The sequence below is a fragment of the Roseivirga misakiensis genome, from assembly GCF_001747105.1.
GTDB lineage: Bacteria > Bacteroidota > Bacteroidia > Cytophagales > Cyclobacteriaceae > Roseivirga > Roseivirga misakiensis.
Window position 1 is genome coordinate 1778932 of the sequence record NZ_MDGQ01000005.1, and the last position, 25837, is coordinate 1804768.

Annotated in this window: 20 protein-coding genes; 6 read left to right on the forward strand and 14 right to left on the reverse strand. The window is 39.9% G+C overall.

Annotated features, from left to right (window positions below; all coding sequences use genetic code 11):
* Nucleotides 1-230 precede the first annotated feature (230 nt).
* The gene (locus tag BFP71_RS15250) at nucleotides 231-1952 is read left to right on the forward strand and encodes a carboxypeptidase-like regulatory domain-containing protein (protein WP_069836304.1); all 1722 of its coding nucleotides are present in this window, start codon (nucleotides 231-233) and stop codon (nucleotides 1950-1952) included.
* Here the strand turns inward: BFP71_RS15250 and BFP71_RS15255 are convergent.
* Entirely contained in the window at nucleotides 1929-3428 is a 1500-nt protein-coding gene (locus tag BFP71_RS15255) for a hypothetical protein (RefSeq protein WP_069836305.1), read from the reverse strand. The genes BFP71_RS15250 and BFP71_RS15255 overlap by 24 nt on opposite strands.
* Nucleotides 3429-3559: 131 nt before the next feature.
* Complete coding sequence (locus tag BFP71_RS15260; protein ID WP_069836306.1) at nucleotides 3560-4297, reverse strand: LolA-like protein; 738 nt, start codon at nucleotides 4295-4297, stop codon at nucleotides 3560-3562.
* A 98-nt stretch (nucleotides 4298-4395) separates the two neighbouring features.
* On the opposite strand from BFP71_RS15260, the gene BFP71_RS15265 reads away from it, so the two are divergent.
* The 3 genes from BFP71_RS15265 (at nucleotide 4396) to BFP71_RS15275 (ending at nucleotide 7867) form a co-directional block, all read left to right on the forward strand.
* Nucleotides 4396-5448 carry an N-acetylmuramoyl-L-alanine amidase family protein gene (locus tag BFP71_RS15265; RefSeq protein ID WP_088125068.1) on the forward strand — a complete coding sequence of 351 codons (1053 nt, stop codon included), beginning with the start codon at nucleotides 4396-4398 and terminating at the stop codon, nucleotides 5446-5448.
* Between the two features lie 98 nt (nucleotides 5449-5546).
* Nucleotides 5547-6713, forward strand: a complete 1167-nt coding sequence (locus BFP71_RS15270; RefSeq protein WP_069836307.1) for a 6-bladed beta-propeller — start codon at nucleotides 5547-5549, stop codon at nucleotides 6711-6713.
* Between the two features lie 5 nt (nucleotides 6714-6718).
* On the forward strand, nucleotides 6719-7867 hold the full coding sequence (locus tag BFP71_RS15275) for a 6-bladed beta-propeller (RefSeq protein ID WP_069836308.1): 1149 nt from the start codon (nucleotides 6719-6721) through the stop codon (nucleotides 7865-7867).
* A gap of 96 nt (nucleotides 7868-7963) precedes the next feature.
* Here the strand turns inward: BFP71_RS15275 and BFP71_RS15280 are convergent, their stop codons facing one another.
* The 9 genes from BFP71_RS15280 to BFP71_RS15320 all read right to left on the reverse strand — a co-directional run bounded on the left by BFP71_RS15280 (nucleotide 7964) and on the right by BFP71_RS15320 (nucleotide 19071).
* Nucleotides 7964-10264: a family 65 glycosyl hydrolase domain-containing protein gene (locus BFP71_RS15280; RefSeq protein ID WP_069836309.1), complete on the reverse strand. Its 2301-nt coding sequence runs from the start codon at nucleotides 10262-10264 to the stop codon at nucleotides 7964-7966.
* Nucleotides 10242-10919, reverse strand: a complete 678-nt coding sequence (gene pgmB / locus BFP71_RS15285) for a beta-phosphoglucomutase (protein ID WP_069836310.1) — start codon at nucleotides 10917-10919, stop codon at nucleotides 10242-10244. The genes BFP71_RS15280 and pgmB overlap by 23 nt, the downstream gene beginning before the upstream one ends.
* Nucleotides 10916-11908 carry a carbohydrate kinase family protein gene (locus tag BFP71_RS15290; RefSeq protein WP_069836311.1) on the reverse strand — a complete coding sequence of 331 codons (993 nt, stop codon included), beginning with the start codon at nucleotides 11906-11908 and terminating at the stop codon, nucleotides 10916-10918. The genes pgmB and BFP71_RS15290 overlap by 4 nt, the downstream gene beginning before the upstream one ends.
* Before the next feature lies 1 nt (nucleotide 11909).
* A complete protein-coding gene (locus BFP71_RS15295; protein WP_069836312.1) occupies nucleotides 11910-13508 on the reverse strand; it encodes a sodium:solute symporter in 1599 nt (532 codons plus the stop codon).
* A gap of 28 nt (nucleotides 13509-13536) precedes the next feature.
* Nucleotides 13537-14352, reverse strand: a complete 816-nt coding sequence (locus tag BFP71_RS15300; protein WP_088125069.1) for a glycoside hydrolase family 16 protein — start codon at nucleotides 14350-14352, stop codon at nucleotides 13537-13539.
* A gap of 4 nt (nucleotides 14353-14356) precedes the next feature.
* Nucleotides 14357-15592, reverse strand: coding sequence for a family 16 glycosylhydrolase (locus tag BFP71_RS19185; RefSeq protein WP_088125070.1), 1236 nt, complete (start codon nucleotides 15590-15592; stop codon nucleotides 14357-14359).
* Nucleotides 15593-15642: 50 nt separating this feature from the next.
* Nucleotides 15643-17205, reverse strand: a complete 1563-nt coding sequence (locus tag BFP71_RS15310; protein ID WP_069836313.1) for a sugar porter family MFS transporter — start codon at nucleotides 17203-17205, stop codon at nucleotides 15643-15645.
* Between the two features lie 29 nt (nucleotides 17206-17234).
* Nucleotides 17235-18095, reverse strand: a complete 861-nt coding sequence (locus tag BFP71_RS15315) for a glycoside hydrolase family 16 protein (protein ID WP_069836314.1) — start codon at nucleotides 18093-18095, stop codon at nucleotides 17235-17237.
* A gap of 79 nt (nucleotides 18096-18174) precedes the next feature.
* Nucleotides 18175-19071, reverse strand: a complete 897-nt coding sequence (locus tag BFP71_RS15320) for a hypothetical protein (protein WP_069836315.1) — start codon at nucleotides 19069-19071, stop codon at nucleotides 18175-18177.
* 230 nt (nucleotides 19072-19301) lie between these two features.
* Between BFP71_RS15320 and BFP71_RS15325 the strand changes: the two genes are divergently transcribed.
* The gene (locus BFP71_RS15325; RefSeq protein ID WP_141719776.1) at nucleotides 19302-22175 is read left to right on the forward strand and encodes a ligand-binding sensor domain-containing protein; all 2874 of its coding nucleotides are present in this window, start codon (nucleotides 19302-19304) and stop codon (nucleotides 22173-22175) included.
* A 1-nt stretch (nucleotide 22176) separates the two neighbouring features.
* Here BFP71_RS15325 and BFP71_RS15330 read toward each other — a convergent pair whose 3' ends face one another.
* The 3 genes from BFP71_RS15330 to BFP71_RS15340 all read right to left on the reverse strand — a co-directional run bounded on the left by BFP71_RS15330 (nucleotide 22177) and on the right by BFP71_RS15340 (nucleotide 24307).
* Nucleotides 22177-23184: a LacI family DNA-binding transcriptional regulator gene (locus tag BFP71_RS15330; protein ID WP_069836316.1), complete on the reverse strand. Its 1008-nt coding sequence runs from the start codon at nucleotides 23182-23184 to the stop codon at nucleotides 22177-22179.
* A gap of 2 nt (nucleotides 23185-23186) precedes the next feature.
* The gene (locus BFP71_RS15335) at nucleotides 23187-23600 is read right to left on the reverse strand and encodes a (4Fe-4S)-binding protein (protein ID WP_088125072.1); all 414 of its coding nucleotides are present in this window, start codon (nucleotides 23598-23600) and stop codon (nucleotides 23187-23189) included.
* 119 nt (nucleotides 23601-23719) lie between these two features.
* Nucleotides 23720-24307 (reverse strand): DUF922 domain-containing protein, encoded by a 588-nt coding sequence (locus tag BFP71_RS15340; RefSeq protein ID WP_069836318.1) that lies wholly within the window; start codon nucleotides 24305-24307, stop codon nucleotides 23720-23722.
* A 154-nt stretch (nucleotides 24308-24461) separates the two neighbouring features.
* On the opposite strand from BFP71_RS15340, the gene BFP71_RS15345 reads away from it, so the two are divergent.
* Nucleotides 24462-25700, forward strand: coding sequence for a DEAD/DEAH box helicase (locus tag BFP71_RS15345; protein WP_069836319.1), 1239 nt, complete (start codon nucleotides 24462-24464; stop codon nucleotides 25698-25700).
* Nucleotides 25701-25837 lie beyond the last annotated feature (137 nt).

The window sequence follows — 25837 nt, forward strand, 5'->3', positions numbered from 1 at the left end:
GAAAGGTGCTGCGATTGCAAAGATGAATAACGCGATTACGAGTAGAATAAACATAGCCTTATTTATTTGTTGCGAAGATGCGAATTAGTTTAAAATAAGTAAAGTAAAGCACCTAGTATTTCTCAAACTTCTGCCCTCTTTTTTTTACGAGTTATTAGTATTCGTAGTAGGCTTAACAAAAACATAAAATACGCGTACCACCATTATTGGATATCTTGTGTCTCAACAATATGGTCATCCGATTTTTTCTAATTTTCGCCCTAATTATTACTCCACTTTTATTAAAAAGTCAGGATAAAGTAATCACTTTTAGAGGACAGATTCTCGATTCAAAAACTAGTGATCCAATACCTTTCGCCAACCTACGTTTAAACAATTTTAATTACGGTACATCTACAAATCTTGAAGGAAGGTTTGAGCTAAAACTTACACGTGATCGTTTCAGTGGAGACAACTTGTTGAGCATTTCCTGTATAGGTTATAAAACCTTATTGCTGAAGTTATTAGGTGTAGATCCTTTAAGTTATCAGACAATTAAATTAGTACCAGATGAAAATGCACTAGACGATGTGATTGTCAGGAGTAGTCGGGCGGCAAGAAGGGAGAATAATCAAGCCAAAACCATAGTAATGGATGCTATTTCGAGCATCCCCTCTAACCGTGCTAAAAGTAGTTACTTGGCCAAGACATTCTACCGACATTATTGTAAGGAAGGTGATGATTATGTAAGACTCACTGAAGCTGCTATTGACCTACGGCAGTTCAAAGGAAAAGGAACCTTTGTACAAATTCCAGAGCAACGGTTACAGTTTGGCCTACAGCAAATGAGAAGGAGTTTTGATTACACCAAGTTCGCCAAACTATCGCACCCTCCTATCTCCTTAAATTTTTTGATTTCGAATGATCTTATGAATTATGAGTTCCACAATCCTATCAGGAGAAAACTCGATAGCTATCAGTTCATCATCGACGACACAACTTCTTATGATAGCGAAGCCATAATTGTCATTGAATTTGAGCCCAAAGATGAGAAACAATTTAGCCTCAACTATTCTGGTAAACTCTACATCAACTTAACTAATAAGGCCATTATCAGGGCTGACATTAAAGAAACACGAAGTTACTCAAATCGCTTAGACAGCATTTCTTCTGTGGTAGACAAGCAGGTCTTCTATCAAAAAATTGGATATCGATACTATCCGCAACGGATGATTTCGGATGTGGCCGCCACCCACTTTTCTGTCAATACGGAAGGAAAAATGACTAATCCTGTCATTCATCAATCCCATGTAGAACTTCTGGTGAATGACATTAAGACCAAATCAAAAGTCCAATTTTCAGCTGGTGAGCCTTCGGAAGAGGAATTGAGGAATATCAATTACGACTCGCTTTTCTGGAAAAGTTATACCGTACTAGAAGCTACTCCGCTAGAACAAAAAATCATTGATGATCTTTCGAAAAAGGTAAAACTCAACAAACAGTTCGAGGCTATAAATCGACTAAAAGAGGGCGTTAAAACCATCGTTGAAAACACCAAATTTCAACAAGCATTGACCGACATGGAGGAAATACCGGTTTATACCGTTTTGTGGGCTAAATGGAGTATTCCTAACTTCTATGATCTTATACCGTCTCCGTATTTAAGGAAAATGATCAAGAAAGGTAAAGTCAAATTACTCATGGTTTCCTTAGATGAAAATGAGCAGGATTGGTTAACTAATAGAGAGATTTATGGGTTTGACAAGCCTTACATAGCGCATAAACGTGTTCCATTGGGCTTTGGCGATGAGATTGTAATGGAGTTTTACAAATCGATAGTTCCCGACTTCTTAATGCTTAATAATTCGAGAGAAATAGTTGATCACTCTCCTCCTTTGCCATCTGAAATAGACGTGAAAGCGTATTATCAGTACCTCTTAAAGCATCAATCAGTCGAAACGCCTTCCAGATAGTTTCAAGAACTTGTTTGGTATATCAACTTCAGCCTCTAAATACTGATTATTGGTCCAATAAACCATTTGTACATCATTCGTGCTCTTCACAATCGTTGCGATTTGAGATTGGGTATTAAACTGCTTCAAACCACCTTCTGAGGCATAACAAAGAACCCCTTGCTTAAAATGCGTCGAACTTGCCACGGTTCCTCGATCCCTAAGGTCAAAATTAACTCCATAGTCTTTGACTATATTCATGCGTTCGTCCAGCATTACAATGGCGGTATGGCTATATGAAATACCTTCATTTACCGCTTTACCCAGACTTTGATCCATAAAACGATACTGCAATTGATCGGTAGCAGATGCACGTTCCATTCTGCCTTCGAGATCTCTCGCTACGCCAGCGCCCAGACCTGTTTGTCTTCCAAACACATTCTGATCGATCTGATCTACTCTATCTCGAGCAATAATTTGCTTTTCAAATGCCGAACGATTCCTATATTCTGGTTTAAATACTTCAACCGCTACAGACAAAACTCCCTGCCGATCGATCTGTAAATCATCAATAAAGAAGGATTTATTCGTAGACTTTAACTTGGCCATAGCGGCTGAATTAAACCCCTTTTCTTCAATATTTTCTAGCTTTTTATAGTTACCCAAACCAGATAAGCTTTTTGTATTCACTTTCTTCAACTGGTGATTAACCTCGTTAATCTCCGCAAAAAACACACCGGCTAATTTATCCCGAGTCCCGATGCTATAAGTACCTGCTACATAGGCAGAATTACTGGTATAAACCGCTTTAACACTCTTAATTCTATCTTTTTCGAAGCCTCGGAGCATCTGGTTTTGTAGTACACTTCCATCTAAAGCCATAGATCGCCAGATGATCGCGTCTTCCCGATTGGATTCTATGAGTAGTAAAAAGTCAAACCCCTTTGTGTTCTTGTTATAATTAATTTGCCCTGCATACTTCACCAGTCCAGGAGCTCCTACAGGGATAGTTTCAAATGTATTGTCGGGCTTTAGCTTAAAAATCGCCGGAAATCCATCAATTGAACCAGCCGCCCAAACATTATCGTAGTAGTAAGTAATTTCTTCTATAACTACAGGTTTGGAGAACTCGTATTTGAACCGCTCATAGTCTCCGAAATCTGAATTGGCTTTGATCAATTCATAACTTTTCCCTTTTGGATCCGCGAATAGGATAACTATACCTTGTGCTGTGATTTCTTGAAAAACAGGCGAATACCCACGTGAGAAAGGATAAACGTTTTCCCATTTTTTTTCTAATTGATCATTCAACCCTAAAAATGATAGCGCATAGTCACCATTGCTCATTTGCTTCAGGTTTCTATTTAATAGCACTACGCCCATGGAATCTGCTGGGTAAACATTGTATTTACCCGATAAAGTCTTTGACACTTCATCTTGCGCCTTGAGACAGTTGAGACCAATTAACAAGAGCAGTAAACCCCACTGATATTTCATATAACACAGACTTTTGACCATAAATTTAGACTAATCCAACCCTTCCAAAGACAAACTTTCTATAAGCTTATGTTACGTTTTAGACACAGTCTTGTTCTCACAGGTTGTCTTCAATTCAGCTCACGAGTTTATTATTTAAACCAGCTTTTAGATGGATCAAATGGATTGAAGACATTTGGAGGAATTTTTAGGTTGGCATTTATATCTAGATAATTCTCTACTTGTAATAAACGCTCATTTAAGTAAAAGGTCACCTTTTGCTCTACCCAGCCTCCATTTACCCGCTTGTGATCGCTATACTGAACATCGAGAATCCTACCCTGCCCTACATCGCTAATCCTTCTGACCGTGAAATAGTGATCAGCATCAATCCAGAACTGTTTCGTTTTGAGATCGCCTTTTTTCGCACCTACCACATAAGCTTTTTTTCCGTTTAGCCGATCTTCCCTAAAAACGGATGTGTCATAGCCATAAGTTTTAAGCTTTGCTTTGACTTCTACAGGACTCATAAAGTACATTCCCCCTTTAAAAAGTAAGAACTCTTGGGGCTCGATTCTCTGCGATTGCAAAGCATAATTCTGGAAGCGATAGGATGAGTCATTTCGGAAGATTACAAACCGTCCTTGGTCATTGTAATCAATTCTAAAATGATCGGGGTAACTGACAGCCTCGTACCAAATAGCCGTATCCCTGATACTACCATTTTGGTTGTAGCGTATGGTTTCTTGCCGAAAAGTGAATTCTTTAAACCAAGAACTCCGATTTTTCACTTGCATAGCATCTAGTAACTGATCCGTGCTTGTGATTTGAGCATGAGGAACAGCATTCATTGAAAGTGAAAGCGTGAGAAGTAACAGGAGCTTTTGCATAGATTAAAGCTACTAAACTATCGGTAATCTATGATTCTGGTTGGCAGCAAAGTACCATTAGTACAAATCGTGGTCGCTTTACCTTAGAATTGTTGAAAATGACCTTTCTTTTTAAGAAATTAAGCCCTGATTGCATCGGCAGCGAAGTGAAAAGAATTGTATTCCTATTTATAATCTTTCAATCTCTCTGGATTCTAAATTCCAATGCCCAATCGACCCCAAAAACTGTCATCGCCGTATCTGGAGATGGAATCCACAAAATCTTAATTAAACACGGTTTCGACCCCATCAAGTATTACAACGAGTTCATTCGACTGAACAAGAAAAATATTAGTCGATCCAATGGTCTCTTTATTGGGAAAAAGTATACGCTCCCTACAAAAGCTAAAAATGATAGCCCAGCGAAACCAAATAGTATTAACTATCCCCTATTTGGAAAGAAATATGAGAACGTGCCCATTGTGAGCACCGACCTGAAGGGTGCCATTTATTATTTGATTTCAGGTCATGGAGGCCCAGATCCGGGTGCTGTGGCCAAAAGGAGTGGAAAAACCCTGGCAGAGGATGAATACGCCTATGATGTGACATTAAGATTAGCCAGAGGGCTCTTGGCACGTGGTGCTCAAGTCTACCTAATCATAAAAGATGCAAATGACGGCATTAGGGACGAATCGATTTTAAAGGTTGATTATGATGAAGTCAATTATCCAGATCAGAAAATCCCTAGAAACCAAAAATTGAGATTACGTCAACGGACTTTATCCGTCAACAAGCTTTTTGGCCAAAATGGAAAGGCATATCAAAGGTTGATCGTAACACATGTAGACAGTCGTGGACAGAAGGAAAACGTAGATGTGTTTTTCTACCATCATAAAAATAGTAAGAAGGGTAAGAAACTGGCTGACGAGCTACAATCTACCTTTAAAAAGAAATATGAACAGTACCAGCCTAACCGAAAATATACGGGTACAGTAAGTAACCGTAGCAATTTGTATGTAATCAGGAATACGCTGCCACCGATGGTTTACATAGAACTAGGTAACTTAAAGAACACCAAAGACCAGAGAAGAATCCTTAATTCAGAGAATCGGGAGGCGCTTGCTAATTGGATCACGGAAGGTCTATTGGCAGATTATAAGAAAGCGAATTAGTACTTGGGCTACTGCCTACATTCTCCCCTGCCAGCAGTTATTCAAATCACTTTTTGAATTGACTAATCTTTTAGTTAGTATAGAGCAAATTAAGCCTTATGCGAAACATCTGTTCCTTGCTATTCCTTTTAGGTGTTCTCAGTGCATGTAAGGATTCCAAACCCTCGGCCATTTCGCAAAAAGACCAAGGCCATAGGCTAGAAAGCTATCAATTAGACGTTGAGTCGAAGAAAGTTAGGTTTCACGAAACGATCGAAAAGGTAGAACTGATTAGACTGGAAGAGACTTCAACTTCTCTCCTTTCTAGAATAGAACAAGTTTATTGGGATCAAGAAAAACTCATTATTCACAAAGGCGGAAGTAAGGACATCTTTATATTCGATGAATCGGGAAACTTCATTAACAAAATCAATAGATCTGGTAATGGACCAGAAGAATACGCAAGGATAGATGAATTATGGGTTAACGATGGTAGGCTATCAATCTACACTCGGTTTGTAGGTACAATAAAACAGTATAACATGAAGGGTGAATTTATTTCCTCCACCCGTATACCGACCATTTTCGCTGAAATGGGGCATTTGTTGCCTTATAAAGATGATTATGTCCTTGAAACGAATTTTAGTACTTCTATCGATTCATCACGCTTTAAGTGGTTAAAACTGGATAAGGATTTTAAGGTAACTGGTAAGTTTTTACCATTTAAACCTGTTATCAAAGAGGAGTTCCACCCTCACTATAGCAAAACCCATCCCTTGACAAAATATCAAAATAGCTTGCTACTATTCCGTTCCCATTCCGATACGATTTATCGGCTCACTGAAAATAAAATCGAACCTTTCGTTCATCTAGACTTTGGGGACGATTGGCACTGGAAAGGTCATGATCGACTTACTCATGACCTGTTCACCAAATTTGAAACTGACCCAGTCCCTAAAGTATGGCAAATATTTGCACAGATTTCAGAGGATCGTATGTATATAAAAGCAATAGTGGGCATGTCGCATTGGGAGCACTTTTTGATCAATCGATCTGATTCCATAATAACCCGGTTAGATATTCGAAAAAACAGAGATGTTGAACTTGAAATGACTCCTTTACGGTGGAAGAACGATAAATTGGTTGTTTCGCTAGGCTCAACGGATGTGAGAGAGTTTTTGGCTGAATTGTCAGACGATCAAATAATCTATAAATCAGGGGCTACCCTTTCGGAAATTGAGGCTTCAGAAAATCCCGCTTTACTTCTTATAAACTTCAATAAATAAGATCTATGATATCAAGAAATAAAATACTCATTTTATTCACAGGCTTTGCATTCCTGCTTTCCTGCGAAAGGACCGAAAAAGAATCCGTCACTGAGCCAACAAACATTGATGAGTTTAGAAGCTACCCGTTAGATATTGATGTACCAAGCCGGAGCGGCTTCGATTTAATTGAAGGTATAGAAGTGTTAGGCCTTGAGGAAACCGATGAATCTTTATTGGAAGGCCTTATTGATGCTAGTTTTACGAATGGTCAGATCATTTTCAAAAACGGCAGAAAGGAACAAGTATTCATTTATGATGAAAATGGCAAGTTCATATCAAAGATTGAGCAATCAGGAGGTGGCCCTGAAGAGTATACAACCATCAGGAACCTTTGGGTCAATAAGGATTTAATTCAGATATATGATGGGCGTCGGATTATAAGTTTTAATCTCGACGGCACTTTTGCAAGTGCTGCCACATTCAAAAACAGGGTTGCTCACGCACATAGTATAGAAAATGGGTATGTCGGTGATGTCAGCAGGTCTCCTGTCGATGGCGATTTAAATTATTACCTAGAACTTCTCAACAACAATCTTGAACGCGAAACTTTGGCCATTCCCTATGCGAAACTTAAGCAAACAAATATGTTTTGGTTGTTAACCCCATTTTCAAAATATAACGATCATTTGGTCTATCAGCATACTAATGGCGATACGCTTTATAAGGTTCAGGCAAATGGAGTAAGCCCACTTTTGTCAATTGACCTTGGAGATAAATGGGTTTGGAAAGATTTAGCAGTTTATGACGACCTTAAACGGCAGAGTTTATTAAGAAGGGAAAACGGTGCCGTAAGTATGTTTTTCATGCGTGCTTCTGAGCAATTCATCTATGTGAACGCAATAAGAAGTGGTACCTTTTTAATCAATCGATCAACGGGTGACTATCAAAAAATCTCATTTGATAAGAAAGGTGAAGGTCGCTTCGGCCTTAGCTACATCAATTGGGTTGATGGAAAAATGGTTTACTGGATTAGCTCTGCTGATATTGGAGAATTCTTAAATGAGCTCGATCCTGAAAAAGTAAAATTCTTGGGCGGCAAAAACCTAGAGGCGATCGAGTCATCTGAAAACCCGGTTTTAATTTGGGTGGAATTCAAAACCGATCTCCAATAATAATTTAAGAGTCGGCAGGACACTCTTAAAATCCAAAAGCAATAAAAAACCCGCTGACCTATCGGAAAGCGGGTTTTACAAGGTCTAATTCTATACTTAGGCAATCGCTACAGTCACTTCTGCATTAGCCGCAATTGTTTGCTGATTATCATATATAAACAGTGCCAAATCCTCTTGTGAGTCATTCTTAATCGTCACATTGGTCTTAGTAGCCGAGATTTTAAGATTACGCTCTCTAAACTTGATTTTAAACGAGTAACCATCCCACTCATCTGGTAACGATGGGCTAAAATATAATTCTCCATTTCTAACTCTCATACCTGCAAAACCTTTAGCAAAGGCCATCCAAGTACCTGCCATTGATGTTGTATGGCAACCGTCTTCAGTATCGTTATTGTAATCATCTAGGTCGAGACGAGCTGTACGAATATACATCTCGTATGCCTTTGCTTTTCTACCTAGTTTAGATGCCAAAATACCGTGCACACAAGGAGACAGCGAAGATTCATGGACCGTAAGAGGCTCATAGAAATCAAAATTTCTTTCGATAGTCTCCAAGTCGAATTCATCTTCAAATAAGTAAACTCCTTGCAGCGTATCGGCCTGTTTGATATAACAAGATCGGAGGATTCTGTCCCAAGACCATTTTTGGTTGATTGGTCTATCTCCAGGTGCCATATCATCAGTCTTGATCAATTCTTTGTCTAAGAACCCATCTTGCTGTAAGAACACACCCCGCTCCTCATCATATCCCAAATACATATTCTCTAAAATATGATTCCACTTAGCCGTTTCCTCCTCGGCTTTGAAGTTTATCTTATTGAGTAATGAAGCGAGTTTTGGGCTGTCCTTAAACTCTTCAAGACCCTCTAAAGTATATTTGAGCGTCCACAAAGCGATTTTACTGGTGTACCAGTTATTATTCACGTTGTTTTCATACTCATTTGGTCCTGTCACACCAAGCATTACGTATTGGTTCTTGGCTTTAGACCATTGCACTCTCTGCGCCCAAAATCGTGAGATAGCGATCAATACTTCAAGACCATAATCTACTAAGTACTCATTATCTCCATGATAGTTAATGTAATCAAATATGGCATAAGCAATGGCTCCATTTCTATGGATTTCTTCGAAGGTTATCTCCCATTCGTTGTGACACTCCTCACCATTCATGGTTACCATCGGGTACAAAGCAGCACCATCGGTAAAGCCAAGTTTTTCGGCATTTTCGATTGCTCTACCCAAATGTTTGTAGCGGTACATCACAAGGTTTCTCGCTACCTCCTGATCTGAAGTGGCCAAGTAGAATGGTAAACAATAGGCTTCAGTATCCCAATAAGTACTTCCTCCATACTTCTCACCCGTAAAGCCTTTAGGCCCTATGTTCAAACGCTCATCCTTTCCAGTGTAAGTCTGGTTTAGTTGAAATATGTTGAAGCGGATACCTTGCTGAGAAGAAACATCTCCGTCAATGGTAATATCACTCATTTTCCAGTTTTCAGCCCAAGCAGCTTTCTGCTCATCCATTAGGGCGTCAAACCCTGTTTCCATCGCCTCAGCAACTTGATTGCCACAAGTTGTAGCCAAAGTATCCTTTTCAAAATTCATTGAAGAGATATTCGCAGCATACTTATAGATGGTGAAACTCTTACCAGCAGTTACTTGTCCAGCTTCGGTTACCTCAACATACTTTTCTCTATCATTTGTCGATCGGCCGTTACTAGACCATTCACCACCGATATTGAAACGCATACCTGTAGCCACCCAAAAGTCTGTTTTCTTGGTACTTGCTACGATATATGAAAAATCGGGATTTGCCTCTTTTTCCTGCTCAACCCAAAACTTCTCATCATAGTTGGAATCCGCATTAACTACATCAAAATCGACGTATGGTGTGATTTTAGTCTCTCCTGAAAAGTTGAGTGGTGTCACTTGATATGCAATAGCACCAATACGATTACGTACCATGCTGTTAAATCTGGTCGTGATCACTTCAACTGATTTACCACTAGGTAAGGTAGCGGTGAATGCTCGCTGAAGATAGCCTTCCTTCATGTTTAGCTCTCTACGAAACTGAGAAACTTCTGCGGTATGCAAGTCTAAGGCTTCGCCGTCAAACTCGATGTTAATACCTATCCAATTCGCCGCATTCAATACTTTCGCAAAATACTCCGGGTATCCATTTTTCCACCACCCGACTCTCGTTTTGTCTGGATAGTAAACACCTGCCACATAGTTTCCTTGCAGGGTATCTCCTGAGTACTGCTCTTCGAAATTTGCACGTCCACCGAACATGCCATTTCCAATACTGAAAATACTCTCTGAAATTCTATTGTATTCAGGAACGAACCCTTCTTCGATTATCGACCAAGGGTCATGCTTGATGTAATTCTTCATTACTGTATAATGCTTTTAAAAAATCTATATCTACGTTCGTTAAATCATTGACTACGATATCTGCTTCACTTAGCACATCTGGATGTCCTACGCCAATACATTTCATACCACCAGATTTGGCTGCCTTTACGCCTGAGATCGCATCTTCGAGAACCACACATTCTTTTGGTTCAACGCCCAATTGTGCCGCTCCTTTAAGAAAAACCTCTGGGTCTGGTTTCGAATTTGTGATTTGATTACCATCGACGATCACTTTGAAAACCTTTTCCAACCCAACACATTTTAGAATTGTTGGTGTGTTTTTACTGGCCGAACCAATGGCAATGGCTATTCCGTTGGCCTTTAGTTTATCTATAAATTCCACTACGCCAGGGAGTATATCGGCTGGAGTCATGGAAGAGATGATATCTACATAAATCGCATTCTTTTTCTCTGTGAATGCCTGAATCTCTTCATCCGTTTTCTCAATATTTCCAAGAGAGAGGATGTGTTTCATTGAATCGAAGCGGCTGACGCCTTTCAGATTCTCGTTTTCTTTTTCGTCAAATGCTACGCCTACCTCGTCGGCCATGGCCTTCCAGGCGGTGTAGTGTGCTGGAACAGTATCTACTATGACACCATCCAGATCAAAGATGCATGCTTTGGGTGAATTCATTCAAAATTGGGGTAATGCCCTCGAATCATATCTTCTGTTTCTTCGAGAGATTTAAAAACGTCAAACGTTGTGCCTTGTGTTCTTTGAGCGCCTAGCGCATTGGCATACATGGCTGATAGAATAAAGTTATCACCGCCATCCTTGAGTCCATAAGCCAGTCCTCCGGCAAAAGAATCTCCGCAACCTGTGGTATCAATTACATTTTCCATGTAAATGGATGGAACAAACTCTTCCTTTAACTCGCCGTTCGGTTTTGTGAAAACTTTACAACCAGAAGCATCGGTGGTTATGATCAACGCTTTTGGTCCTCTATCGAGGATATAATCTGCCATCGGTCGTAGGTGATCCTGGCCAATATCATCTAAAAGATCTGTTAATTCGCTCTCAGCGTATTCATGCTTGTACCACGTACACCAAGATTCTTCAAGGTTCATTTTTAACACATCGATATAAGGGAGCCAAAGGTCTCTTTCAACCCAAAACTTCTTATGCCGATCGCCACTAATGGTCATCGTATGTGTTGGTCCATGACCATCAAAAATGATGGTTCCACTACTATGTTCTTTTAAATATTTGAGTGTATCCAATACAATCTCATGGTCAGTGATCGGCACGAATACAAAAGCATCACAATCAATGAAAGGTGCTAAGTCCTTCGGCATTATCGGATTCATGAATGCTGTTTGCTTTTCTTCTCTAAAATTCTGATCGATAAAATTCAGTTTAATTACATCACCACTATCCGCCTCATCGCTCACACCAGCTGTATTAATGGCCGGATATGGAGCAAAAATCTCAGCAACAGGTGGTGTATCAACTTTTCTAATATGTGATATCGGGTAAACCGTTCCTGAATCTTTTAAAAGTTGGGCTAAACCGATTACTGGATGGGTAATACAACCATATTTTTCAATCACTTCACCTTTATGTGTTGTGATATGATCCCTAGGAATGGGTCCAATGACAGCTACCTTGTAATGTTTACTCATATTAACTGAAATATATCCACAGCGCTGCGATTATCGCAATTAGTATGATAGTTAGCAAAGTATCTCCTCTCTTTTTCCCTGATTCCGTTTGCACTCCCCTTTCAAAGGTTATACCATCAGTTTGCTCTGCTGCTGGGGCAGGTGTCATCAGACTTACTACAACCAACACTGCACTACAAACAACAAATAAGAAAATGGCGAAATGAAGGAAGTTAAAAGTCGCAAATTCAAGAACGACACCAGATAGTGAGCTTTGCATTTGCTCCAAAACGAATCTAAGCGTTCCTATGCCCAACCCTGTTAATAAGGCTGCCATGGCTCCTTGACCATTTAGTCTCTTAAAGAATATACCAAGTAAGAATACTGCCGCAATTGGCGGTGATATATATCCTTGGACGCTTTGTAGGTAAACGAAAAGGGAGTCGCTTACATTCTCCATAAATGGAATCCATAACAAGCCGATACCGACCATTATTATAGTGGCTATTTGGCCGATTACCACTAATTTTTTCTCTGGTGTTTCAGGCTTCCAACGCTTATAAACATCTATGGTGAAAATTGTAGAACATGAGTTGAATACTGAAGAAAGTGAGCTCATTAGAGCAGCTAATAAACCTGCTATTACCAGCCCTCTTAGGCCAGCGGGAACCATAGCTTTTACCATCACAATAAGTGATTGATCATTGCTTTCTAAGGTCAACATCCCTTTCTGAGAGAGTGCATATGCTATGATACCAGGCACCACGAAAAGGAATAATGGTAACATTTTAAGGAAACCACCAAATATGGTCCCTTTACGCGCCTGCTCAATATTTCTTGCCGAAAGTACCCTTTGGACTATATACTGATCCGTACACCAGTACCAAATACCCAAAATTGGCGCACCAAACAGAATTCCTGTCCATGGAAAATCTGGATGATCCATTGGTTGCCACATGTCGAAATAACTATCGCCTACTGTGGCTTGCAATTCGCCCCAACCGCCTAATGCTTGTAAGCCATAAACTGTAACCGCAATAGAGCCTCCAATGAGTACAAACATTTGAATCATGTCTGTATAAAGTACTGCCTTTAGCCCACCGAAGATTGTGTATACTCCAGTAGCGATGACTATAATTAAGGCTCCCGTCCAAAACTCTACGCCTATCGCCGTAAATACGATCGCTCCGGCTGCAATAGTCACTGATATTTTGGTGAGGATGTAGGCAATGATTGAAACCCAAGTAAGGTAGGTTCTGGCACCTTTTGAATATCTTTTTTCAAGAAATTCCGGCATCGTGAAAACGCCACTTCTAACATAGAAAGGGACAAATACCCACCCGAGTAATAATAGCATAAAACCAGCCAATATCTCGAATTGGCCAACAGCAACACCTGAATCAGCTCCAGATCCGGCTAGTCCCACTAAGTGTTCTGAGCCAATATTTGAAGCAAAGAGCGAGGCACCTATAACAAACCAGCCAACGTTTTTACCACCAAGAAAATAATCTGAAGACGAAGAGTTGACTTTCTCTTTGATGGTAGCCCAAGCAGCTATACCAAACACAAGGAGAAAATAGCCAGCTATGATCACATAATCGAGGCTAATTAAATCTACCATGAAAGAAATTTAAGGTTGAAAAAAATGCTTATTCAGAGTCGACCAGCTCGTATACACGAACATAATCAATTTCCATTCGGTTTGGAAAGATATCGTTTGCAATCCCATTCTTACCTCCCCAACTTCCACCAATGGCTACGTTAAGAATGAGGTAAAATGGGTGATCAAATGGCCAGTCATCAGCACCTTTTCCTGTATTATCAAAGGAGTGATATCGTTCCCCATCAATAAAAAAGTCAATACGGTTTCGGAACCATTCTACGCTGTATACATGGAAGTTCTCATCGAAATCAGAAACCAATGTTGAGTCTCCTTTTTGCGTTCCATACATGTGATTAAAAGACTGAGTATGCACCGTGCCGTGTACCATTCCTGGGGCATAACCGACAGTTTCCATAATATCGATTTCACCACTTCTGGGCCATCCTCCATACTTATTTTCTCTTGGCAACATCCAGATGGCAGGCCAATTTCCTTTACCCCCCGGAATTTTTGCCCTTACTTCAAATCGACCATATTGCCAATCGGCTTTACCTTTTGTGACGAGTTTGGCTGAAGAATAAGCACGATTACCTAAAGAATCGTTATGGGCTTCAATAATTAGCTTTCCGTCTTCTATTCTAACATTCCCAGGCCGATCGGAATAGTATTGAAGCTCGTTATTGCCAAAACCACAAAGTTCTGGGCAACCGTCACCAACGTAAGCGGTCCATTTTGAGACATCCAATGTTTCACTATCGAATTCGTCTTGCCAAACAATTTCCCAACCCTTATTCGTACAAGACAGGCTAACAATCAGCAGGAAAAGTATCGAGGTATTTCTGATTAGGGATTTTGGTCTCATTAACTTAGTTCAATGCGTAAACTCGTACATAATCAACTATGAATTGCTGTGATTCGATTCTCGGATCAATAGCTCCACCCATACCGCCACCCATGGCAAGGTTCAAAATTAGATTCTGTGGCTTTGAAAATGGCCACTCCAATTCATCGCCAGTTTTATCATAAGTGTAATAGTGCTCGCCGTCCAAAAAGGCTTTAATACCCTCAGGCGTCCATTCAATGGTATAATTATGATATGTATTCGTCATATCCTCAATTTCAGTAACTGCTGTGATATGCGTTCCTTCTTTGAAGTAATAGGTTCTAGTATGACAGGAAGCGTGATTGATTCCTGCACCTGTTTCATCGTTTATCTCGCTTCCGACACATTCTAACACATCAATTTCACCGCAATAAGGCCATGATAATTCATCACGATACTCATCACCTAATAGCCAACCCGCTGCCCAAGTACCATCTTTAGCAGGTGCTTTAGCCCTAAATTCTATTTTTCCATAAAGAAAACTGACTTTTCCACGCGTTGTCAGACGAGCTGAAGTCCATTCTTGACCCATGTCGTTTTTTCGCGCCTCGATAATTAGATTTCCATCTTCGACACGTGCATTTTCACGGCGATTATCGGTGTAATATTGTGGTTCATTATTTCCCCAACCCCAATTACCAACGTCATAAGTCCACTTAGTCTCGTCAGGCGCACCATCAACATCAAATTCATCAGACCAAACTAATTCCCATTTTGAGCCACTTGTATTTTGAGTCATAGACTCTGTTGTATATTCATGGTCTCTCATTTTAGTAAAGTTGATTCTATCTACTTCAACACCATTTCCAGCCACATGAAGTTTAATGTTATGCTCACCTACATTCATAGGGCTCCCATCTTTGTGTACTCCGACAAAACCATCGCTAATCACCTGAATTGCACCAGTGATATTATAAGTTCTACCGTCAGGGTTGTCATAGTAATCTTCTACCCAAACCGAACCTTCACCTTTGGCAACAACCTCTACTTTATATCGACCTACGCTCTCGACATTTACCTTAAAAGTGACCCAACCATCACCCGATTCATTTAAAAGGCCATCTTCTAACTTTTCAATGTTTCCGTTGGCTTCGAGAAAGTTCTCCGCTTCTACAACAAAAGTGGGGGTATCTTCATCGTAACTTGCTTCGTAGCTTGCTTGACAAGCCGAAATCAAAGCAAACACCATCAATAGCATTATTGATTTTGTAGATTTCATACTAATATTTTTTTGATTAAGATTTAATCGGATTTGACGCTAATAGTCGTCTAATTTTTAATCAATATACTCTCCAATTCTTCAAGGCTTTTCCCTTTTGTTTCTGGAACCTTCAAAATGATAAATATCAACCCTAACACGGCAAATACTCCATAAATCAAGAAAGTCATTGAACTACCTAGGGTCGATAATTCCCAGGGAAAAACGGACTGCACTCCTGCACTCACCATCGAGTTTACAAAGCCTACGAAGGAGATGGCTATGGCCTTGATAGATAATGGGAATAGCTCTGAGAAAAGTACCCACATAACTGGCCCTAATGATATGGCGAACGAGGCTATAAAGCCTAAAATCCCTACCAAGATCAATGTGGCATTCATATCAATAGCTGCAGTAATAAGCTCAGATTCGTAGATTTTAGCTTGCTCATCGCCCAAAGCACCTCTTAATGCTCTTTTGTAAACAACATCGTTTTCAAAGGTATTCCCCACTAAACCATCTAGCTGAGCTAATTCTATTTCAGCGGACAGGTTTTCTAGATTTTCTCTTTTTAGCTCATAAGTAGCATTGTTGAATGCATAAGCGATCAAGAACATGAACACCGCAATCCCCATGACACCAAAAGTTAGTAGTTTCTTTCGTCCAAGTTTGTCGATATAAATCATAGCGATGATCGTGAAAACAAGGTTTACCAAACCGACAATTATTGCCTGCCTAAAGGCCGCATCTGTGCCGCCTCCTGTTTGCTCAAAAATCATTGGGGCATAGAAGAAGACTGAATTAATTCCAGTGATTTGCTGTAGAATACCAATTACCAACCCAATCGTTAGCACTAAACCCATTGCGGGCTTGAATAATGCGCTCAGTGGAGCTTTTTGCTTTCCTTCATCTGAGGAAAGTGCCTCTTTCACTGCTTTTGCATCCGCGATGGCCTCCTCTTCACTTCTGAAAAGCTTCATAACTTGAAGGGCTTCATCATGCTTTTCTTTCATTAATAACCATCTAGGGCTTCGCGGCACAGCATAAAGGCCGAAGAAATATAGAATGGCAGGCAAGGCTTCAAGTCCGAGCATCCAACGCCAGTTGTGTTCTGAAATACCTAAGCTTTCCACCCAAGTAGCCTCAGAATCTCCCAATGATAGGATTAAATAATTAGTAAAAAATGCCAATGAAATACCGATAACGATATTAAGCTGATTGAAGGAAACCATCGTTCCTCTAATCTTTGGTGGTGCTATCTCAGCAATATACATTGGTGCCAGTATCAAGGAGGCACCGACACCTATCCCTCCTAGCATTCTAAAGATCAAGAAAAGAATGAAGTTTGGCGCGAGAGCCGAACCGACTGCTGAGATAGTAAATATAATGGCACATGCTTTCAGAACTACCCTTCGTCCAAAGCGATCACTAATTGCTCCTGAAAAGAGCATCGCGACTGCAGCGACAAAAGTTAAAGACCCTACTGACAGTCCTAATTCGCCATCAGTCATATCAAATTCGATTTGAACAAATTTATTTACCCCTGAAATTACAGAGGCGTCGAATCCCATTAGTAAACCGCCTAAAGCGACAATGGCAGCGACTTTATAGGTAAATCCTGATTGACTTTTCATAAGAAGAGGTTAAATAGAAAATTCGAGTCTTATTGAAAGACCCGAACGTAATCTACAATTAAATATTGGGGAAATGTAGTAGTGCTATTAGGGCTACCTGGCCAATTCCCTCCGACTGCTACATTGAATATAAAGAAAAAACTGTTCCTAAATTCATCTAGCTGAGCAGGTGTTGTATCGATCACGTGATACTGCACGTCATCCACTAGCCATCTGATTTGACCTGCATCCCACTCTATTGAAAATACATGGAATTGATCATGAAAGGTGCCAGATGATAAAGTAGTTTCTCCACCATAATTGGCATGTTGGCCATCATGCTGCCAATGAACAGTACCATGAACAGTGTTCTCGCGTCCGCTACCACCGACCATTTCCATGATGTCGATTTCACCTGAAGCAGGCCAACCGACTGAAGTAAAGTTAGAGCCTAACATCCACAGTGCGGGCCAAATACCTTGACCTTCTGGTAAAGCAGCTCGAATATCTATTCGACCGTACCTGAAGCTTTGTTTGTTTTGAGTAACAATTCTAGAAGAAGTGTAATTACTCCCGTTCAACGACTGTTCTTTCGCTTCGATTACCAAATGACCATCCTGTATGAAGGTATTCGAATTTGTGTAATACTGGAGTTCATTATTACCCCAACCATTAGATCCTGTTCCGATTTCATAAGTCCAATCGGTCAAGTTCAAACTGGACGCCTCAAATTCATCAGACCAAACTAGTGTTCTATTGGCATAGGAGTTTGGAGAGGTAAAGCCAGTGCTCGGAATTTCAATTCCATTATCATCAGGGCCATTATCAACAGGCCCGCCATCGTCTGAGTCTCCACACGCCACTACAAAAGATAACAGTAGCAGGAAGAAGATTTCTTTGGAATATCTCATAGCCTTTATATAAAAAAGCACCCGCCCTACACTATGAAGAACTTCACGGTGAGAGCGAGCACTAATTAAAAAGAGCGTCTTATTGCTTTCTTAGTAAGAAAGTCCAGTTTATACCGCCGTTATCAAATGCAACTCTAAGTTCCATGTCAGTGTCTGACACTGCGAATACTTCGTATGTTACACTTGCTGGATAGTCAGTTGCGCCTAATTGATTACCTAGTTCACCAGTGTTAGTTACTTTAGGTAAACCAATGAACGCACCTTGACCATTTACAGTCAACGTTGCACCATCGAATGAGTAATTGAATGATCCATCAACATATGGAGCTACTGGAGCACCACAAGCGTTTCCGCCGCCTGGCTGCCAAGTTTCTAACCAAGTGTTTCCACCCATTGCGATTGAGAAAGTACCATCATTGTTAAATGTCCAAACATCGTCGAATTGACATGCTCTTGCACCTGTAGCATCAGAGGCTGGTGTAGAGAACCATTGGAATGAACCAGCTGTTGGTCCTACTCTTAGTGCACCGTCAAGTGGAGCAAGAGTCCAAGATCCTGTAATGTCAGGAACTGCGCCTACAATAGAGAAAGTAGTTGAAGAAGTACCAGAGTTTCCGTTAGAGTCAACTGCTGTTACTGTTAAGGTATGATCACCTTCTAATAAACCATTGGCAGTAATTGTACCTGTCCAGTTGTCACCAGTGGGTGCTAAAGTACCATTAGCTACTTGTGCTCCACCAGCGTCAGTAATATTCCATGTTGCGCTAGCAAGAGAACTTACAGAACTACCTTCTGCACCGTCTCCTAATGTAATAGTAATTGAGAATGATTCTCCTTCTACTAAGCCGCTCATTGCGCCTAGTTCAACAGTTGGGTCGATGTCCACGACAGAGAAATCAGCATTTCCATTATCACATGCCGCTATACCTACTACAAGGGCGAGTGAAAGGAAGCCTAATAAAATTTTGTTTTTCATAGCGTTTTAATTTTTGCTTCAATGTCAATTACATTTTCCATGAGTGCAAAAAAACAACCACTACAAGAACTCATCATTCATAAAGATTTGAATACTACAATAATACATCAAGTAGAGATATAAATAGGGATTAAGCTTATTTATGAGCATTTTTAGATTTCACAAAACATACAACTGAAATATTGTATACTACAACAAAGCACCTTCATACCTCTCGACTTCAGCGATTTTTGATTCAAAGAATTATCGGTGTTACATTCCTTCTTTTAGGCTTACTTACTCAAAGTTACGGCCAGGTTAATACAGTTGAAGGCATCCCTTTCATTCAAAATTACGGACCAGACACTTACCTTGGTGGAATTCAAAATTGGTCTATCGTTCAACATCAGAACGGCTTACTTTATGTTGCCAATAATCTAGGCTTATTAGAATATGACGGCCATAGTTGGAGAAATTACGCGGTTAAAAACAGAACCAAAGTCAGGAGTATCCATATCGCTGATGATGGGAGAATTTATGTTGGTTCTCAAAGAGACTTTGGTTATTTCTCCCCTGACCAACGTGGGCAATTATCTTATACATCTCTAGCTGATTCGCTAAGCAGCTCCTTAAGAGACTTCGATGAAACTTGGAAGATTTACGGCATGGGTGACAATGTTTACTTCTGTACGTTCAGCGAGATCTTCATTTATAATGGCTCTACGATTAAGGCTATCACCTCTGATTTCCCTTTAGAAATCTCCTTTCTGTTTGAAGGTGTATTACTCACACAGGAATGGGGCAAAGGATTGTCCAAGTTATCTAACAGTACTCTTGAGCTATTGGAGGGTGGTGCATTTTTCAAGGATAAGCGTATTTCGAATGTCTTTCGTTACAATGACGATCAATGGCTTATCAGTACCTTTTCTGAAGGACTTTTTACCTACAGCAATGGTGTTATAACACCGATGAAGGTTTCGAAATCCTTAGACTTATCGCAGCTGATCGTAAATTATGCAACTAGGCTGAGTAGCGGTCTAATTGGGCTAGGTACACAAAATGGTGGCCTTATAGTAATTAATCAATCGGGTGAATTGATTTATCAGTTTGACCAGTCGAGCGGCTTAAAAGATAGAACAGTCAATTTCATTTATGAAGATTTACAAGGTAACCTTTGGCTCACTTTAAATAATGGAATTTCTAGAGTCGATTTAAACTCGGCTTTCAGCAGAATTGACGACCGATTTTCCTTAAGTGGTTCTGGCTATACTGCATTAAAAAGCGCTAGCGGCTTATTTTTAGGTACAAATAATGGTCTGTATCAGTTTAACTCGAAAACAGGAAAATACAATCTAGTACCCGGCACATCTGGTCAAGTATATTCAATTCAAGAAGTGAAAGACAGATTGTTTGTAGGACACCATAACGGACCAATGGAAATTGTAAACGGAAGAGCAAAACTTCTCTTTCCGGAAAAAGGTTCTTGGGTTTTCAAACCTCTTCCCTCCGACCCAGACATTCTACTACAAGGCACATATTTGGGCATCAATAAATTCAATACTGAAACGAATCGATTTGATAAAATTCCTGGGTTCGAAGAATCTTCAAGAGTGATGGAATTTGATGGAAATGACCTCTGGGTAACCCAGGGTTATAAGGGAGCCTTTAGGTTAAGCTTTTCGCCTGACGGAAATGAAATCCAAAACGTGAAGCTTTACAATAGTGAAAACGGGTTTCCTTCTGACCTGTTGATTAATGTTTATAAAATCGACAATCAACTCATATTTACTTCAGACAGTGGATTTTATCAATTTGACGCTGCTACGGATCGATTTACTAGCCTAAAACCACTTGATGAACTTGTGGGTGCAGATGCTTCGATCGTGGATATGGAAGCCGATGATAAGGGCAATATTTACTTTATTGAACGGAATAAACTCGGTGTATTAAAGCCTAAAGGTAATTTCAGCTACGAACTCACTACCAAGACTTTTAATAAAGTAAAGAACTTATGGAATGATGATTTGGGCAATATTACAGTTCTTGATGAGGAAAACATTCTAATCGGAGCGAAAGAAGGGTTTATCCATTACTCGCCCAAAAAGGATCAGCTTAAGCAGAATAACTTTAATGTATTGTTGAGAGAAGTAAAGAATGAGGGCGTAAATGACTCCATTCTTAATTATGGGCATCCCTTTAATCAAGAGATTGGCACCCCTTCGTTGTTTAGCTACAGGCAAAACTCATTTCAATTCTCTTTCGCCGCACCACACTTCGAAAGCGATGGACAAGTCGCTTATCAGTATAAATTAGAGAACTTTCAAGAAGAGTGGTCAGAATGGAGCGCAACAAACTTTAAAGAATATACCAACTTACGAGAAGGCCGATATAAGTTTTCGGTTAGGGCAAAAAACATCTTCGATCAGGTGACTTCTGAAACGAGTTATGAGTTTAAAATCAACCCTCCAATCCATCGAACTACTTTTGCTTATGCTCTTTATGGTGTAACTGCATTTATTCTAATTTTCAGCGGATTTAAAACGGTAGAGGTCAAGCATAAACGGAAAACGCAAGCCATAGAGGACTCAAAGAACGAAGAAATTCAGCAACGAGATTCCAAAATACAGGATATTACAAAGAAATCGGAAGACGAGATATTCAGGTTGAGAAACGAGAAACTTCAGACCGAAGTAGGCCTAAAAAGCCAAGCTCTGACCTCTTCGGCGATGCACTTAATCCAAAAGAATCAACTGCTAAACCAGATTAAGAACACACTCAAAAACATTAACAAAGAGCAGGAAGACAAACAGCTGGTCAAAGAATTAGGCAGAATTGTCAGATCTATTGACAAAGACCTTTCGACAGGTACGCAATGGGATCAATTTCAAGCCAATTTCGATCAAGTACACGGAAACTTTATTACTCGACTGAAGGAAGCATATCCTGGGTTAACTCCTCAAGAATTAAGGTTTAGTGCATACATCAGGATGAACTTGAGCACAAAGGAAATTGCCAACCTGCTCAATATCTCTGTGCGAGGTGTAGAAATTGGTCGCTATCGGGTGAGAAAGAAATTAGAACTGAAAAGAGAGAATAACCTCAGTGATTTTATTCTAAGGTTTTAGATCACCTTGATGAATCTCTGATGATGACTCGAGAATCAAACTTTCTATTTCTTAAATGAGGAGGTATATGTCTTTTCTGGATTACTTTGAATAGCAATTCAGCAGCTGCCTCTCCCATTTCAATTGGCTCGTGAGTTACACTTGTTAAGTGTGGCTCAACAATTTCACAAAGGTTACTATTTCCAAACCCAACCACAGACACATCCCTCGGTACATTAAGTCCCATTTTCTTCAGTTTAAGAATCGCCTCCACAGCCAATTCGTCGCTGAATGTGAATAATGCATCGGGAGAATTCTTAGGGTCTTTGAACATATCCTCTATGATATCCTCATGAGTTTCATCTGGATTAGTAAAGACAACAAAATCCTCATTCACCTCATAAGCATATGTTTTTAAAGCCTCTAAGTATCCTTCGTATCGTCTCTTGCTAATTCCTAAAAGCCCTGGTCCACCCAAGTGTGCAATTCTTTTTCTACCTCTTTTTATAAGATGCTCAACTGCTTGAAAACCACCTGTAAAGTCGTTGGCCTCCACGGTAGGCATGTCAAACCCTGGTGCTACACGATCGAACAGGACAAATGGCGTGTCATAAGCTTCTAAAGTCTCTAAATGTTCGTAATCGTTTGTTTCACTAGAAATAGATAGAATCACACCTTCTACTTTACATGAAAGCAAAGACTTGATCTGATCTACTTCATTATGATAAATTTCATTAGACTGGCAGATGATGGTGAAGTACCCTTGATCGGTCACAATTTTTTGAATCCCATCAATGGCCGACGCAAAGAACGAACTGGTGATATGAGGAACCAGAATCCCAATTGAATTCGATTTCTTGGTTCTTAGGCCTGCTGCAATGAAGTTTGTTTGATACTTCATCTCTTTCGCCTTCTCCGCAACTACCTTTTTCGTCTCTTCGCTGATGTTGGGGTGATCATTCAGCGCCCTTGAAACAGTAGATGGGGAAATCTTTAGCGCAGTCGCAATATCCTTAATAGTAATTGCCATAGTTATTTGTCTTTTGGTTTAGCATGTGAGCCGTCGCAATAAGGAAATTTCTGTGATCGACCACATCGACAAAATGAGACGGTTCCATCTACTTGTTCTGTCTTCTTTCTGTGATGAATAGTTGCTCCTCCTTTTATAATAAGGGGACCACCTGTGATTAATGTGACATCTGTTTCGTTCGTTTGAGTATCCTTAAAACGAACGCCTTTAATAGTTAAGGCTTTTGAGGGACATTCACGAACTGTTTCTACAATAGACTTAGCATCACTCCCATTGATGTTCACCCATGGTCTAGACTTTAAATCGAATACTTTAGGCAAACCACGCAAACAAATACCAGAATGGATGCACTTAGCAGGCTCCCAAACAACTGTCACTTCTTCCGAAGAATATTCTTTAATCACTGGTTCTTCCACAATATTGTTTAAGTCTAAACTTGAAATTAACTCAAAAAGATCAGTTTGTGAAACAACAAATTGAAGTTAATTGTTCGTACATATTTTATATACATGTTAATTATAACATATATTTATATTTACTTATATTTATGCAAACGTTGCATTTCATAGGAGACGTAGTTTCTCCATTCTGCTTGTTTAATTTGTTGCTCTCCATGAACAGTTTCGTAATCATACAAAGCAGATTTTCTCTTAAATTCCTCTAACAATATTTTTATTTTCTTTCGGTAAGCCGATAATCGTTTCTCATTTTGGCTCCCCATGGCGGCAATCTGTTTACGCAATTTTCTGCCGTATAATTCAGCTAAATCGAAGTGCAACCTTTCATGCTCAAACAAGAGGCTATCGCTCCTACTCGTTGTCCAAGATCTTCTCTTTTTAAAGAGCACATAGACCTCAAAATTAGGCTTCCCCTTTTCTATCCCTCCTCGTACCGAATGTGTAACCGCCGTAAGTGCTGTTATACCCAAATCGATAGTATCAGACTTTAAAAGCCTATAATCAGACCATGTCAACGGCCTTTCATCACTCCAAACGATGTACCTCGTGGTATCTACTTTCAGGAAACCGGTTTTTTGGGCAATGCCTTGATGAACTGATAATGTGAAGAAGAAAAGGAAGATTAGCTTTGAGCCAATGTGCATATGCAAATCAAACCCATGCATTTCAAGATTTCAAATAATTGAGCATTATTTAGCTTGATTATCTAGGTATAATCAAAGAAGCTAGAAGCCATCGGCACCAATTGACTTAAGATCGAAAATAAAGTGCGTTTCAAAATCACTGTTCATCCACCATTAATCGATAACTTTGCTGGCCATGAAGTTTGAGGAGTACCGCATTGCAGATGGCATAAAAGCCAGTATCGCACAACTGGGATACAAAAAGCCAACAGACATTCAATACAAGTCTATTCCAGCTATTTTAAAAGGTGAGGATGTTCTGGCTATTGCGCAAACTGGTACTGGGAAAACTGCAGCCTTTGCTATTCCCATTCTTCATTTGCTCAATGAGCGAAAATCTATGAAGTTAAGGCCTGATGGTGTGAAGTGTTTGGTAATGGCTCCCACACACGAACTGGCTCAACAAATAGAAGGCGTTTTTAAAAAACTAGGGAAGAACACCCGATTGAATATACTCTGTATTCATGGAGGTGTGGATCAAGCGCCACAAATTAAAAAACTGAATAAGGGAGTAGATATTCTGATTGCCACTCCAGGCCGAATGTTTGATTTAGAGAGTCAAGGTGCGCTCAAACTTGGGCGTGTTGAAGTTTTGGTTCTTGACGAAGCTGATCATATGCTTGATCTTGGTTTCATAAAAGACATCAGACAGCTGATACATCATCTACCAAAACGAAGGCAAACCCTTTTCTTTTCTGCCACGATTGATGAAGCCATAAAAAAACTAGCCTACTCACTGGTGACCAACGCAATCAGAATTCAAATTTCTCCTAAAAACCCTGTTGCTAAAAATATTGAGCATGCGGTTGCCCATGTAGAAATGGATCATAAGCGCTTCTTTCTTGAAAACGTGATCAATAATGAACCCGACAAGAAGATGCTAGTTTTTGTGAGAACAAAAGTTCGGGCGGAACGAGTGAAAAAAGCATTAGAACGCGTAAACCTTAACGCCGAAACGATCCACAGTGATAAACTACAAGCCGAACGTGAAAAAACGATGGCAAGGTTTAGAAACGGAGAAAACAAGATATTGATCGCCACCGATATCAGTGCCAGGGGAATAGATATACCTAATGTGGACTATGTCATTAATTATGACTTACCTGATTCCTCAGAGAATTATGTCCACCGTGTAGGCCGTACTGGTCGAGGAAGAGAAAAAGGACAGGCGTTTTCATTCTGCGCAACTGAAGAAAAAGAATTGCTCCAAGAGATAGAAGAAAACTTAGGACAGCCCATCGGCCGACTTTCAATGTCTAAAGGCGATTATCAAATGATACTCGATACCACACAGGATACTACCGATGATTGGAAACAATTAATGCAAGCTGCCGAGTCTTCCAAAAGCAACCGACGTAAGAAGAAACGTAAGTAACCCTCCTACTCACTTTCTACAAAATCACTTTTTTCTTTTCCCGTGCATCCTTTTTAAATGTGCTAGGTCTATAATTCAGAATTTTTATTAAAACTGCAATTACGAATAATATATTTTTATATATTTACTGCAATTAC